4 protein-coding genes and 1 pseudogene are annotated in these 15829 nt (G+C 71.5%); 2 read left to right on the forward strand and 3 right to left on the reverse strand.

Annotated elements, in window-relative coordinates; all coding sequences use genetic code 11:
- Window positions 1–42 precede the first annotated feature (42 nt).
- The 3 genes from CCN51_RS17465 to CCN51_RS17475 are packed head-to-tail and all read right to left on the reverse strand — an operon-like array spanning window position 43 to window position 2843.
- Window positions 43–234, reverse strand: coding sequence for a ferredoxin (locus CCN51_RS17465; protein WP_014173254.1), 192 nt, complete (start codon window positions 232–234; stop codon window positions 43–45).
- Between the two features lie 20 nt (window positions 235–254).
- Window positions 255–1430, reverse strand: coding sequence for a cytochrome P450 (locus CCN51_RS17470; protein ID WP_014173253.1), 1176 nt, complete (start codon window positions 1428–1430; stop codon window positions 255–257).
- A gap of 51 nt (window positions 1431–1481) precedes the next feature.
- Window positions 1482–2843 carry a glycosyltransferase gene (locus tag CCN51_RS17475; protein WP_043488715.1) on the reverse strand — a complete coding sequence of 454 codons (1362 nt, stop codon included), beginning with the start codon at window positions 2841–2843 and terminating at the stop codon, window positions 1482–1484.
- A 386-nt stretch (window positions 2844–3229) separates the two neighbouring features.
- Here CCN51_RS17475 and CCN51_RS17480 point away from each other — a divergent pair.
- Both CCN51_RS17480 and CCN51_RS59980 read left to right on the forward strand, forming a co-directional pair.
- A pseudogene (locus CCN51_RS17480) lies at window positions 3230–11944 on the forward strand (type I polyketide synthase); the annotation flags it as partial.
- A 12-nt stretch (window positions 11945–11956) separates the two neighbouring features.
- The coding region (locus CCN51_RS59980; RefSeq protein ID WP_425444763.1) for a type I polyketide synthase at window positions 11957–15829 on the forward strand (3873 nt) is incomplete at its 3' end.

Raw genomic sequence — 15829 nt, forward strand, 5'->3', positions numbered from 1 at the left:
GTCAGGAGCCGTGGCGAGACACCCGGGAGGGCGTCGGGCCCCTCAGCCATCCTCCAGGGTGATGGCCCCGGACGGGCAGAGGTGGACGGCCTCCCGGGCCGCGTCCTTCGTGGCCGCGCCGGGCTCCGTGAGCACCGTGACGGTGCCGTCGTCGTCCTGGTCGAACAGGTCCGGCGCGGCGAGCACACACTGGCCCGCCCCGACACAGCGGTCGGCGTCCGCGTTGATTCGCAACGTATTCACCTCCTTCGGAACTACCAGGTGACCGGCAGTTCATGCAGGCCGAACAGGATCCCTTCGTCCTTGAACGGCAGTTCCTCGGGCGGCACCGCGAGCCGCAGGGTGGGAATCCGCTCGAACAGTGTCCGGTAGGCGGTCCCCATCTCGGCCCTGACCAGGTGCTGCCCGAGACACTGATGCACGCCGTAGCCGAACGCCACATGGTGGCGGGCGGGTCGGCCCGGATCGAACTGGTCGGCCCGCTCGAAGGCGTTCTCGTCATGGTTGGCCGCCGCCCCCAGCGGCACGATGCCCTCCCCGGCCTTGATCAGCTGACCGCCGATCTCGACGTCCTCGACCGCCACCCGCAAAGCCACCCGGTCGGCGACCGACAGATAGCGCAGCGCCTCCTCGACCGCGCGCGGATCCCCGATCCACTCCCGGTTCAGCAGCAGCATGACCACACCGAGGGCGATGTTGTTGGCCGTGGTCTCATGGCCGGCGATCAGCAGCAGCAGCGCGATGCCGGAGACCTCCTGGGCGGTCAGCGTCTCGTTCTTCAGCAACCCGCTGATCAGATCGTTGCCCGGGAACTTGTGCTTGATGGAGATCAGCTTGGTCAGATAGGTGATGAGCTCCTTGGCCGCGCTCTCCCGCTGCTCGTCGGTCGAGGTGAATGTGACCAGGACGCGAGTCCGGGACTCGAAGTACTCATGGTCGGAGTACGGCACCCCCAGCAGCTCACAGATGACCAGCGACGGCACCGGCAGCGCGAACTGGGCCACCAGATCAGCGGAGTTCCCGCCGTCGAGCAGGGCGTCGATGAGCCTGTCCACGATGCGCTGGATGGCCGGCTGCATCTCCTTGATGCGCCGCACCGTGAACTCCGGGATGAGCGCCTTGCGGAACCGGCCGTGCTCCGGCGGGTCGTACGCGACGAACCAGCCGGGCACCTGGTCGGGCGGCGGCACCGTGCCGTTCTTTCCCATGCTGGGAAAGCCCTCGTGCAGCGGGTTGGAGCTGATCCGGGGATCGGTGAGCACACTGCGTACGTCTTCGTGGCGGGTGACGAGCCACACCGTGCTGCCGCCTGGCAGTGAGGACTTGACCAGCCCTTCCTGCGAGCGCAGCCCGGCGTACTCCGCCGGTGGGGTGAGACGGCCTGGCTGCCGCCTCGGAAACTCGATCGGAATTGCGTCAGCGGTAGCCATTTTCACGCTTCCCACGTAGGTGGTGTTCGGACAGGGAGTGTCGGCCGGGTGTCACTTCAGCGCGGGGGAACCGAGGATCAGATCGGCCGCGGTGTTCAAACCGCCCGCCTCCCGCTGCACCTGGGCGAAGTGTCGGGCCCGCTCGTGGAACGAGGCCTCGTTCAGCACCCGCGTCAGCTTGTCGACCACATCGTCGACGTCGAAGGTCTGCGGCCGGTCCAGCGTCAGGCTGACCCCGCTGTCCGCGCCGCGTACGGCCTGGTCGTAGCAGTCGATCCACAGCGGCCGGACCACCAGCGGCTTGCCGAAGTAGATGCCCTCGTGGAAGCCGTTGCCCCCGCCGTGGGTGAAGAACACCTTGACGTTCGGGTGGGCCAGCACATCGAGCTGGGACGGCACCCAGCTCTCGATCCGCAGATTGCCCGGCAGCTCGCCGTCCGGCGGCAGAAACTGCTGCTGCTCCTTGGGCAGCTTCCACAGCACATCGTGGCGCCCCTCAAGCCGGCGGACCACCTCCACGAGGGAGCGCACCTGGTCGGCGGTCAGCCGGGTGACCGTACCGAAGCCCATGTAGACCACCGAGTCCCGGGCGTCGAGCCACCGGGACAGTCCGCCGTCGTCCGGCGCCTCGGGCAGTGGCGGCACGATCGCGCCCAGCAGGCGCATGTTGTCGGGGAACGGGAACGGATACTCCAGCCCGGTGACCGAGAAGCACAGGACCTGTTCGGCCAGGTCGGTCCGCGCGGTCATCTTGGCCGCCTCGGGGGCGATCCCGAGGTCCTTGCGCACCTGGTTGAAGGCGCCGAGCGTCTTGAGCATGCTCGGCTTGAAGAACATCGCCACCTTGCGGATCTTGAACCAGCGATTGGCCATCCGCTGTGCGAAGGACATGTGCAGCGACAGACCGGAGTGTGCCGAGGGGAAGTTGGACCGCAGGCTGGTCATGAAGAGGTTGCTGGGCAGGAAGGGGACGCTCAGCATGAACGGGATCTTCCTGGTGATGGCCACCTCGACACCGAAGAACGACACGCTGTCGATGATCATCAGCGCCGGTTCGACCTCATCCACCACCGCGTCCAGAGCGCGGTACTTGGGGACCCGCAGCTGCGGTTTGAAGGTGTGCTCCACGAGCGCGCGGTGGGCCTTCCACCGCGACGGCTGAGTGACCCGCCGATACGTCGCATCGTCCCACGTGGGGGAGGAGAACTCGGGCACCACCTCGCCCAGGGAGGCAAAGCGCACCGGGCTGTCCTCGTTGATTCCCTCGATGTCCGCACGCCGCTTGTCGTCGGTGGCGAACCACAGATCCGGCACCCCCTGCCGCGACAACTCGGTGGCGATGGTGAACAGCGAGTTGAACAACCCGCTCTCCGGTGAACTCACAAACAGGATCGGCCGTCGGGACGAGGTCACGATCAACACCTCCGCGGGTGCGGGCTGGATGACGGGAGGCATGCCGAACGCGCTCGCGCGTCGAAGCGCGCGAACAAGGCGATCGGTACTCGATCGGCAGCCAGACTTCTTTGCTACCGGCACACGGTCAAAGAAATCCCCAGTAGTTCGCCGACACCGGGGCGCTGAGCTGCTGGCTGGCGAGCGCTGCGGCAATGACTAGGGGATTGCCAGTGGCTCGTCGCTTTCACTTCGAAATCAGGGACGCCGATTGGTTCGACGGCGCGCACTGGGAAACCGCACACGCGGCGCTGCGCCCGTGAGCGATGTCCACGGATCCATGCCGAACTACGGAGTTGATCATGGCTACGCCCAGCGACAAGGTCGTCGAAGCGCTCCGAGCCTCCATGAAGGAGACCGAGCGGCTGCGTCGGCAGAACCAGACTCTCGTTGCCGCGGCAACGGAGCCGATCGCGATCGTGGCAATGAGCTGCCGGTTCCCGGGCGGGGTGGGTTCCCCGGAGGAGCTGTGGGAACTGGTCGCCGACGGCCGCGAGGCGATCTCCGGTTTCCCCGTCGACCGCGGCTGGGATCTGGACGCGCTGGACGCGGGTGACGGCCGTCCGGGCGCCAGCGCCACCCTGGAGGGCGGTTTCCTCGACGGTGTCGCCGACTTCGACCCCGGCTTCTTCGGGATCTCGCCACGCGAGGCGCTGTCCATGGATCCGCAGCAGCGGCTGTTGCTGGAGACCTCCTGGGAGGCGGTGGAGCGGGCCGGGATCGACCCGATACGGCTGAAGGGCTCCCGCACCGGGGTCTTCGTCGGCATGAGCGGCCAGGACTACTCGTATCTGACCGTGAACTCCCTGACCGACCTGGAAGGCAACGTCGGCACCGGCATGGGCGCCGGCGCCGCCTCCGGACGGCTCTCCTACACGCTCGGTCTCGAAGGCCCCGCCGTCACGGTGGACACCGCCTGTTCCTCCTCACTGGTGGCCCTGCACCTCGCCACCCAGGCGCTGCGGTCGGGGGAGTGCTCACTGGCGCTGGTCGGCGGTGTGACCGTGATGTCCACTCCCGGCTCGTTCATCGAGTTCAGCCGCCAGGGCGGGCTGGCCGCCGACGGCCGGTGCAAGTCGTTCGCCGAGGCGGCGGACGGTACGGGCTGGGCCGAGGGCGTCGGCGTACTGGTGGTGGAGCGGCTGACGGACGCACGCCGCAACGGACATCAGGTGCTCGCCCTGGTACGGGGCTCGGCGATCAACCAGGACGGCGCGTCCAACGGCTTCACCGCGCCGAACGGGCCCTCGCAGCAGCGGGTCATCCGGCAGGCGCTGGCGAACGCGGGGCTGTCCGTCGCCGATGTGGACGCGGTGGAGGCACACGGCACGGGCACGAAGCTGGGCGATCCGATCGAGGCGCAGGCGCTGCTGGCCACGTACGGCCAGGAGCGCGAACAGCCGCTGTGGCTGGGGTCGGTGAAGTCGAACATCGGGCACACACAGGCGGCGGCGGGCGTGGCCGGTGTCATCAAGATGGTCATGGCGATGCGGCACGGGGTGCTCCCGGCCACCTTGCATGCGGCGGCCCCCTCTTCGCATGTGGACTGGTCGGCGGGCGCGGTCGAGTTGCTGACCGAGGCGGTGGCCTGGCCGGACGGGGAACGCCTGCGCCGCGCCGGGATCTCCTCGTTCGGGGTCAGCGGCACCAACGCGCACACCATCCTGGAGCAGGCCCCACCCGCCGAGCCCGAACCCGAGCCCGAGCCCGGGCCCGAGAGCACCCCCGCCGGGCGCCCCGCCATGGTGCCGTGGGTGCTTTCGGGCAGAACCGAACCCGCGCTGCGCGCCCAGGCGGCCCGCCTCGTGTCCTTCCTCGACGGCGCCACGCCCAGCGCGCCGCGGGCGGAGGCGCTGGACGTGGCGCTGTCGCTGGCCACCACCCGGTCGGGCTTCGAACACCGGCTGGCGGTCCTGGCCGAGGACGCGACGGGCCTGCACGCGTCACTGAGCTCCTGGCTCTCCGGGCGGACCACGGCGGGTGCGCTCCAGGGGGTGGCCCGGCCGGACGGCGGGCTCGGGGTACTGTTCTCCGGCCAGGGTGCCCAACGTCCGGGCATGGGACGGGAGTTGTACGCACGTTTCCCGGCGTTCGCCGAGGCGTTCGACGCGGTGTGCGAGCACCTGGACGAGCGGTTGGAGCGCCCGCTGCGGGAGGTGGTGTTCGCCGAGCCAGGGTCGCCGGAGGCTGCGCTGCTGGATGAGACGGGGTGGACGCAGCCCGCGTTGTTCGCCATCGAGGTGGCGTTGTTCCGGCTGGTGGAGTCGTGGGGTGTCCGGCCGGACACTCTGGCGGGGCATTCGATCGGTGAGATCGCGGCGGCGCATGTGGCGGGGGTGTTCTCGCTGGCGGACGCGTGTGCGCTGGTGGCGGCGCGGGCCCGGCTGATGCAGGAGTTGCCGCCCGGTGGGGCGATGGTGTCCCTCCAGGCCGCCGAGGACGAGGTGGTCCCGTATCTGGGCGAGCGGGTGTCGATCGCCGCGCTCAACGGACCGCGCTCGGTGGTGATCGCCGGGGATGAGGCCGCGGTGCTGGAGATCGTGGCCCGGTTCGAGGAGCAGGGCCGCAAGACCCGCCGCCTGCGGGTGTCGCATGCGTTCCATTCGCCGTTGATGGACCCGATGCTGGCCGAGTTCGACGAGGTCGCGCGTGGGATCTCGTACGAGGCGCCACAGATCCCGTTTGTATCGAACGTGACCGGTGAGCCGGCCACGGCCGAGCTGGTGTGTTCCCCCGAGTACTGGGTGCGGCACGTCCGGGAGCCGGTGCGGTTCGCCGACGCGGTAACGGTGATGAGCGCGGCCGGTGCGTCCGCCTTCCTCGAGGTCGGCCCCGACGGCGTACTGTCCGCCATGGCCCAGGAGACACTGGGCGACCAGCCGACCGCCCCGGCCCTCGTCCCCGCGCTCCGCAAGGACCGGACCGAAGAGGAGGCTCTGACCGAGGCGGTGGCCCGGCTGCACATCGCCGGGGCTCGTCTGGACTGGACGGCGTTCTTCGCCGGGTCCGGGGCGCGGTGCGTGGATCTGCCGACCTACGCGTTTCAGCACGAGCGGTACTGGCCCGAGGCCGCCGCGGCCGCACCGGGCGGTGCGGCGGACCCGGTGGACGCGGAGTTCTGGGCCGCGGTGGAGCGGGAAGATCTCGGCGCGTTGGCCGCCGACCTGGATGTCGACGGCGCGGCGCTGGAATCGCTGGTACCGGCGTTGTCGTCGTGGCGTCGGCAGCGGCGGGAGCGGTCGGTCGTGGACGGGTGGCGACACCGCGTCACCTGGAAGCCACTGACCGGTGTGCCCGAGGGCGTGGTGTCGGGCACCTGGCTGGCCGTGGTGCCGGAGGGGCTGGCGGAGGACCCGTGGGTGTGCTCGGTGACCGCCGCGCTGGGCGCGGGGGCGGTGCGGCTGGAGGCCGGTGACACGGACCGTACGGTCCTGGCGGCGCGGTTGCGCGAGGTCGTGGCGGACGCGGGGCCGCTTGCGGGCGTGGTGTCGCTGCTGGCGCTGCTGGAGTCGGCGACGGCGGAGCGTCCGGCCGTACCCGCGGGGGTCGCGCTGACGACGTCGCTGCTGCAGGCGCTGGGCGACGCGGGTGTTGACGCGCCGGTGTGGGCGGTCACCCGGGGCGCGGTGTCGGTGGGGCGCTCGGAGCGGGTGACGAATGCGGTACAGGCCGCGGTGTGGGGCCTTGGGCGCGTGGCGGCGCTGGAGTACCCCCAGCGCTGGGGCGGTCTGGTCGATCTGCCGGAGGCCATGGACGGGCGGGTGGTATCGCGGTTCGCCGCGGTGCTGGCCGGGTTCGAGGGCGAGGACCAGATCGCGGTCCGGAGGTCCGGAGTGTTCGGCCGGCGACTTGTCGCGGCGCCGGCCGGGACCGGCGCGGGAGCCTGGGAGCCGTCGGGCACGGTGTTGGTGACCGGCGGTACGGGGGTGTTGGGCGGCCATGTCGCCCGCTGGCTGGCGCGCAGTGGCGCCGAACACCTGGTGCTGGCCAGCCGGAGCGGCGAAAGGGCCCCGGGCGCGGAGGAGTTGCGGTCCGAGCTAGCGGCCTTGGGCGCGCGGGTCTCGGTGGTGGCGTGCGATGTCGCCGATCGGGACGAGGTGGCGGCCGTGCTGGCCGCCGTTCCCGGCGACTGCCCGCTGACAGGTGTGGTGCATGCGGCGGGTGTGCTGGACGACGGGGTGCTGGAAGGGCTGACGCCGGAGCGGTTCGAGGCGGTGTTCCGGTCCAAGGTGCGGTCCGCCCTCGTCCTGGACGAGCTGACCCGGGACGTGGATCTCGCGGTGTTCGCACTGTTCTCGTCGGCGGCGGGCGCGCTGGGCAACCCGGGACAGGGGAACTACGCCGCCGCGAACGCGGTACTGGACGCGCTGGCGGAGCGGCGCCGCGCTCAGGGCCTCCCCGCCACCTCCGTGGCCTGGGGAGCCTGGGCCGGTGGCGGCATGGCCGGCGACGGCCGGGGCGACGCCCTTACGCGGCGTACCGGCACCTCGGCCCTGGAACCCGAGATGGCGATCTCCGCGCTGAGCCGGGCCGTTGTCGGGCAGGACGCGGTGGTCGTCATCGCGGACATCCAGCGGCCCGAGTTTCTGCGTGTGTTCGCCGGCGTACGTCCCAGCCCGGTCCTGTCCGGCCTGCCCGGCTATCGCGAGCTTGCCGAGGCGGGAACCGTCGGCAGCCGGGAGATCGCACGGACCGCGTCCGCCCTTCTGGAGCGGCTGTCCGGGCTGGCCGCGGCGGATCGCCCCGCAGCCGTACTGGACCTGGTCCGTGGTGAGGTCGCCGCGGTGCTCAGGTACTCCGGCGTGGCGGCGATCGAGCCCGACCGGGCGTTCAAGGATCTGGGCTTCGACTCGCTGACCGCGATCGAACTGCGCAATCAGCTCGCCACCGTGACCGGGCTCAGCCTGCCCGCCACCTTGGTGTTCGACCACCCCACCCCCACCGTCCTCGCGGACTTCCTGGTGGCCGAGTTGACGGGAGACCGCGACGACAGGCCCGGCCCGGCGGTCGTCGCGGCCGACGTCGCCGACGACCCGGTCGTGATCGTCGGGATGAGCTGCCGCTTTCCGGGCGATGTGCGATCCCCCGAGGATCTGTGGCGACTGGTCGCCGAGGGCCAGGACGCGATTTCCGGCTTCCCGACCGATCGTGGCTGGGACCTCGACGGACTTACCGGCGGCGGTTCCGGGAGCAGCGACACCGCCAAGGGAGGCTTCCTCTACGACGCGGCCGGGTTCGACGCCGACTTCTTCGGGATCTCCCCGCGTGAGGCGATGGCCATGGATCCCCAGCAGCGACTGCTGCTGGAGGCCGCGTGGGAGGCGTTCGAGCGCACCGGAGTCGACCCGGTATCGCTCCGTGGCAGCCAGGTCGGGGTGTTCGTCGGGACGAACGGCCAGGACTACTCGGACCTGGTCAGGACGGCGAACTCCGATACGTCGGGGCACACCGGTACGGGCATCGCGGCGAGCGTGGCGTCCGGCCGGCTCTCCTACACACTCGGTCTCGAAGGCCCCGCGATGACCGTCGACACGGCCTGCTCGGCGTCACTGGTAGCGCTGCACCTGGCGGCGCAGGCGCTGCGGTCGGCGGAGTGCTCGCTCGCGCTGGCGGGCGGTGTGACGGTGATGTCCACCCCGGGCGGGTTCGTGGGCTTCAGCGGGCAGAGCGGACTGGCCCCGGACGGTCGCTGCAAGGCGTTCGCGGATGCGGCGGACGGAACGGGCTGGTCCGAGGGTGTGGGGCTGTTGGTGCTGGAGCGGTTGTCGGACGCGCGGCGCAACGGCCACGACGTGTTGGCTGTGGTACGTGGTTCGGCGGTGAATCAGGACGGTGCGTCGAACGGGCTCACGGCGCCGAACGGTCCGTCGCAGCAGCGAGTGATCCGTGCCGCGCTGGCGAGTGCCGGTCTTTCCCCGGTGGACGTGGACGCGGTGGAGGCGCACGGCACGGGGACCACGCTGGGCGATCCGATCGAGGCCCAGGCGTTGCTGGCCACATACGGACAGGGGCGTGAGCGGCCCCTGTGGCTGGGGTCGGTGAAGTCGAACATCGGGCATACGCAGGCGGCGGCGGGCGTGGCCGGTGTGATCAAGATGGTGATGGCGATGCGGCACGGGATATTGCCGCGCACGCTGCATGTGGACGAGCCGTCGTCGCATGTGGACTGGTCGGCCGGTGCGGTGGAGCTGCTGCGGGAGCCGGCCGAGTGGCGGGAGGCCGGCGGGCCGCGCCGGGCGGGTGTCTCGTCGTTCGGGATCAGCGGCACCAACGCGCACATCATTCTCGAGCAGGGTCCGGCGCCCGCGGTGTCCGAGACGGTGCCGATGGTCGCGGGGCCGGTGCCGTGGCCGGTGTCGGCGAAGAGCGCGGAGGCGCTGGCGGCGCAGCTGGACCGGTTGCGGGAATGGGCCGACGGGAACCCCGGCCCGGCCCCGCTGGACGTGGGCTACTCGCTGGCCACGGGCCGGTCGCTGTTCGAGCACCGCGCCGTGCTGCTGGCGGACGTCGGCCATGACGACGGCCCGATGGAGATCGCCCGTGGCGGGGCGAGGAGCGGCGTCGGACTCGGGGTGCTGTTCTCCGGCCAGGGCAGTCAACGGGCCGGTATGGGCCGGGAGTTGTACGGTCGGTTCCCGGTGTTCGCCGAAGCCCTCGACGCGGTGTGTGCACATCTGGACCGGGAGCTGGACCGCCCGCTGCGGGACGTGCTCTTCGCCGAGCCCGGTTCGGCCGACGCGGCGCTGCTGGACGAGACGGGGTGGACGCAGCCCGCGCTGTTCGCCATCGAGGTGGCGCTGTTCCGGCTGCTGGAGTCCTGGGGAATCACACCGGACTATCTCGCCGGGCATTCGATCGGCGAGGTCGTGGCCGCGCATGTGGCGGGGGTGTTCTCGCTGGAGGATGCCTGCACACTGGTGCCCGCCCGGGCCCGGCTGATGCAGGAGCTGCCGACCGGCGGGGCGATGGTGTCCGTACAGGCGACCGAGGACGAGGTCGTCCCGTATCTGGGCGAGCGGGTGTCGATCGCCGCGCTCAACGGACCGCGCTCGGTGGTGATCGCCGGTGAGGAGTCCCAGGTACTTCAGGTCGCGGCCCACCTCGAGGCCGAGGGCCGCAAGACCAAGCGGCTGGCCGTCAGCCACGCCTTCCACTCCCCTTTGACGGACCCGATGCTGGCGGACTTCCGGCACGTGGTGGCACGTCTGTCGCCCCAGGAGCCGGCCATCCCCGTCGTGTCCAATCTGACCGGCGGCCTCGCCACGGCGGAGGAGCTGCGGTCGCCGGAGTACTGGGTGCGGCACGTACGAGAGCCGGTGCGGTTCGCCGACGGGCTGCGGACGCTGACCGAGGAAGGTGTGTCCGTACTGGTCGAGCTGGGCCCGGACGGTGTGCTGTCGGCGATGGCCCAGGAGTCGGTGCCCGACGACGCCGTGGTGGTCCCGGCGCTGCGCAAGGACCGGGATGAGCAGTCCGCCGTGGTGGCGGCGCTGGCCCGGCTGCATGTGACGGGCGTCGGTGTGGACTGGCCCGCGTTCTTCGCCGGAACCGGCGCGCGCCGGGTCGACCTGCCCACATACGCCTTCCAGCACGAGCGGTTCTGGCCGTCCGCCTCTGTGAGCGCGGCGGACCTGACCGGTGCGGGACTGGAGCCGGCCGGGCATCCGCTGCTGGGCGCCGCCATGACGGTGGCGGCCTCCGAGGAACTGGTCCTGACCGGCACGCTGTCCCTGACCACCCACCCCTGGCTGGCCGACTACGTGGTGGGCGGACAGGTGTGCTTCCCCGGCACCGGCTTCCTGGAACTGGTGGTCCGCGCCGCCGACCAGGCCGGATGCGATCGGATCGAGGACCTGTCCCTGACCACCCCCCTGGTACTGCCCGAGCGGGGCGCGGTGCGGGTGCAGCTCTGGGTGGGGAGCCGGGACAACCTCGGACACCGGGAACTGCGGTTCCACTCGTGCCCCGCCGACAGCCCCGGGCACGAGTGGACCCTGCACGCCACGGGAGTCCTCACGGAGGCCGCGGAGGTCGCCGACTTCGATGCGACGGTATGGCCGCCGCCCGGGGCGGCCACGATGGACCTGGACGGCCTGTACGAGCACCACGAACGGGCCGGTCTGGCCTACGGACCGGCCTTCCGCGGACTGCGGGCGGTCTGGACACGCGGCGCGGAGGTCTTCGCCGAAGTCGCCCTGCCCGAGGACGTACGGGACGCGGAAACCTTCGGCGTGCACCCGGCGCTGCTCGACACCGCACTCCACGCGGCCGTGTTCACGGACGTCGACGGCGACGAACCGGGCCTGCTGCCGTCCGCCTGGAGCGGGGTGTCGCTGCACGCCTCGGGGGCATCGACGCTGCGGGTCAGGCTGACCAGGAGCGGCCTGGACACGGTCGCGCTGAGCGCCGTCGATGTACAGGGCGCACCGGTGATCTCGGTGAGCTCGCTGGCGCTGCGCCCGGCATCGACGCGGACGGTCGCGACGGCGGGCCGCGACGAGCTGAACTCGCTGTTCCGGGTCGAGTGGGTGCCCCGGCAGCTGGACGGCGTGGCCGGGGCTGCCCAATGGGCGGTGCTCGGCACGGACGCGTGGGATCTGGCCGCGGTGCTGGAGTCCGCGGGCGCCACCCGGGACACCACGCCGGTACGGGCGTTGGCCGACCTCGCCGGGCCCGAAGGTGCCGCGGTCCCCCAGATCGTCGTCGCCCCGCTCATGGGCGAACCGCTCATGGGCGAAGACCCCGCACGGTGCCCCGAGTCGGTGCGCGAACTGACCCACCACGCGCTGGAGCTGCTGCGGGACTGGCTGGCCGAGGAGCGGTTCGCCCGGTCGCGCCTGATATTCGTCACCCGAGGAGCGGTGGCCGACGCGGACCAGGACATCACCGACCTGGCGGCCGCGGCGGTGTGGGGCCTCGTACGGTCCGCCCAGTCGGAGAACCCCGGCCGGTTCCTGCTGGTGGACCTGGACGACTCGGCGGAGTCCGCGGCCGTACTGCCCGCACTCCCCGGGCTGCTGGACGCCGAGGAGCCACAGGCAGTCGTCCGCGCGGGCGCGGTACGTGTCGCGCGTATGACGCAGCTGGCCTCGTCCGACAGCCTGGTGCCGCCGACCGGTGCGCCGTGGCGGCTGGACACCCACGCGAAGGGCGGTCTGGACGGGCTGACGCTCGCCGAGTGCCCCAAGGCGCTCGAGCCACTGACGGGCCGCGAGGTGCGGGTGGCCGTACGCGCCGCCGGGGTGAACTTTCGCGATGTCCTGGGCGCGCTCGGCACGTATCCGGGGGAAGCCGGGCCGCTCGGCTCCGAGGCCGCCGGCGTGGTCGAGGAGATCGGCCCCGAGGTGACCGGGCTCCGGCCGGGCGACCGGGTGATGGGCCTGCTCTCCGGCGGATTCGGCCCCGTGGGGGTGACGGACGAACGGCTCGTCACCCGCGTACCCGACGACTGGACATGGGAGACCGCCGCCTCGGTACCGCTGGCGTTCCTGACCGCGTACCACGCATTGGTGGAACTCGCCGGTCTGCGAGCCGGGGAGAAGGTGCTGATTCACTCGGGTGCGGGCGGCGTCGGCATGGCCGCGATCCAACTGGCCCGCCATCTGGGCGCGGACGTGTTCGCCACCGCGAGCGAGGGCAAGTGGGACACCCTGCGGTCGCTGGGCGTGGCGGAGGATCACATCGCCTCCTCGCGCACCACGGAGTTCGAGCCGAGGTTCGCCGAGGCCACGGACGGTGGCGGGGTCGATGTCGTACTCAACGCCCTGTCGGGGGAGTACGTCGACGCCTCGCGGCGCCTGCTGGCGCCGGGCGGCCGGTTCCTGGAGCCGGCCACGCTGAACAAGGCGGGCATCCGCGACCCGCAGGCGCTGCCGGAGTGCCACTACCAGCCGTTCGACCTGGGGCTGGTGGACCACGAGCACATCCAGCGGATGCTCGTCGCGTTGGTACGGCTGTTCGGCGACGGGTCTCTGCGGCCGCTTCCGGTGCGTACCTGGGATGTGCGCCGGGCCCGTGAGGCGTTCCGGCACATGAGCCTGGCCCGGCACATCGGCAAAGTCGTCCTGACCACGCCCCGCCCCTGGGACGCCGAGGGCACCGTACTGATCACCGGGGGCACCGGTGGGCTCGGTGCCGAGCTGGCCCGGCATCTGGTCACCCGACGTGGCGCCCGGCATCTGCTGCTGGCCGGCAGGCGTGGCCTCAACGCCCCCGGCGCCGTGGAGCTGCGGGACGAGCTGATCGCATACGGCGCCGAGGTCACCGTGGCCGCCTGTGACCTCTCCGAACGAGCCGCCACCGCCGAACTGCTCGCCGCCGTCCCGGCCGGACACCCGCTCACCGCGGTGGTACACACCGCGGGCGTACTGGACGACGGAGTCGTCGGATCGCTGACCCCTGAACGACTGGATGCGGTACTGCGGCCGAAGGTCGACGCCGCATGGCATCTGCACGAACTCACGCGTGACCTCGACCTGGCCGCATTCGTCTGCTACTCCTCGGTGTCCGGTGTGATGGGCACCGCGGGCCAGGCCAACTACGCGGCGGGCAACGTCTTCCTGGACGCCCTGGCCCAGCACCGGCGTGCCCACGGCCTCCCCGCGATCTCCCTCGCCTGGGGAGCCTGGGCCCAGGGCACGGGTATGACCAGCACCCTGAGCGACGACGAGATGCGCCGGATCAGCGATGCGGGCATGCCACCGCTCACGGTCGAGCGCGGACTGGCGCTGTTCGACGCCGCCACCGCCTGTGACGAGGCACTGCTCCTGCCGCTCGGGATCGGAAACGGCGCGCTGCGGCTGCCCGGCGGTGTCCCCGCCATCCTGCGCGGACTGGTACGGCCCGGTCGTCGTAAGGCCGCGGGCGGTGTCGCGGAGATGTCCCGGGCAGGCCTCGCCGAGCGGCTGGCCGGGCTGCCGGAGGACGAGCGGTCGCGGTTCCTGGTCGACCTGGTGCGTACGGAGGTCGCCCAGGTGCTGCGGCACTCCAGGACGGCGGCCATCGGCGCCGACCGGGCCTTCAAGGACCTGGGCTTCGACTCGTTGACCGCGATCGAGCTGCGCAATCAGCTCGCCGCGACGACCGGGCTGAGCCTGCCGTCCACGTTGGTGTTCGACCACCCGACGCCCGCGGCGCTGGCACAGCTCCTGCTGACCGAGCTCATGGGCACGCGGACCGAGACCGCTCTCCCGACGTTGCCGGCCGTCCCATTGGACGACCCGATCGTCATCGTCGGGATGAGCTGCCGGTTCCCCGGCGGTGTCCGGTCTCCTGAGCAGCTGTGGGACCTGGTCGCCGACGGCCGTGACGCGATCTCGGCCTTCCCCACCGACCGCGGCTGGGACCTCGGCATACTCGCCGACGACCCCGACGGGCGGGGTGGCGGGGCCATCCGCGAGGGCGGGTTTGTCCACGACGCGGCGGAGTTCGACGCGGGCTTCTTCGGGATCTCGCCGCGTGAGGCGCTGGCGATGGATCCGCAGCAGCGGCTGCTGCTGGAGGCCGCGTGGGAGGCGTTCGAGCGCACCGGGATCGACCCCGTGTCGCTCCGGTCCAGCCGGACCGGTGTGTTCGTCGGTACGAACGGCCAGGACTATTCGACTCTGGTCATGAACGCCGGGGAGGAGTTGGCCGGACACGCAGGCACCGGGCTCGCCGCGAGCGTGGCGTCCGGGCGTCTGTCGTACACGCTGGCCCTGGAAGGTCCGGCGATGACGGTGGACACCGCATGTTCTTCATCGCTGGTGGCGTTGCACCTGGCGGCCCAGGCGCTGCGGTCGGGGGAGTGCTCGCTGGCCTTGGCGGGCGGTGTGACGGTGATGTCCACCTCGGTGGGATTCGCCGGGTTCAGCCGCCAGGGTGGGCTGGCGCCGGACGGCCGGTGCAAGGCATTCGCCGAGGCGGCGGACGGTACGGGCTGGTCCGAGGGTGTCGGCATGCTCGTGGTGGAGCGGCTGTCGGACGCCCGGCGCAACGGCCACGAGGTGCTGGCGGTGGTGCGGGGCTCGGCGATCAACCAGGATGGCGCGTCCAATGGACTCACGGCGCCGAACGGTCCGTCGCAGCAGCGGGTGATCCGGCAGGCGCTGGCGAGCGCGGGGCTGTCCACGTCGGATGTGGACGCGGTGGAGGCGCACGGTACGGGGACCCGGCTCGGCGATCCGATCGAGGCGCAGGCGCTGCTGGCCACGTACGGCCAGGAGCGCGAACAGCCCCTGTGGCTGGGGTCGGTGAAGTCGAACCTCGGGCATACGCAGGCGGCGGCGGGCGTGGCCGGTGTGATCAAGATGGTCATGGCGATGCGGCATGGGGTGCTGCCCGCGACGCTGCACGTGGATGCGCCGACTTCGCATGTGGACTGGTCCGCCGGCGCGGTCGAGCTGCTGGCCGAGCCCATTGATTGGCCGGAGGCCGACCGGCCGCGTCGGGCGGGTGTCTCGTCGTTCGGGATCAGCGGCACCAACGCCCACATCATCCTTGAGCACGGCCCGGCACCCGCGGCGCCCGAGGGCTCTTCCGCGGCTCCCGGACTGGTGCCGTGGCTGGTGTCGGGCAAGAACGAGCCCGCACTGCGAGCCCAGACCGACCAGCTCATGTCGTTCGTGGACACGAACCCCGGTCTGGCGCCGGTGGATGTGGGCTTCTCGCTGGCGACGAGCCGGTCCGTGTTCGAGCACCGTGCGGTACTGCTGGCCGACGTGGAAGGCGTGGCGGCGGTCGCCGAGGGCGCCGCCGACACCGAGCCCACGGTGGCGTTCCTGTTCTCGGGACAGGGCAGTCAGCGGCTGGGGATGGGGCGGGAGCTGCACGGGCGGTTCCCGGTGTTCGCCGACGCGCTGGACGAGGTGTGTGCGCAGCTGGACGCAGACATGGACCGGCCGCTGCGCGATGTGCTGTTCGCGGAGACGGGATCGGCCGACGCCGAGTTGCTGGACCGGACGGTGTTC

Origin of the sequence: Streptomyces milbemycinicus, assembly GCF_002154605.1 — a bacterium.
GTDB classification, from domain to species: domain Bacteria; phylum Actinomycetota; class Actinomycetes; order Streptomycetales; family Streptomycetaceae; genus Streptomyces; species Streptomyces milbemycinicus.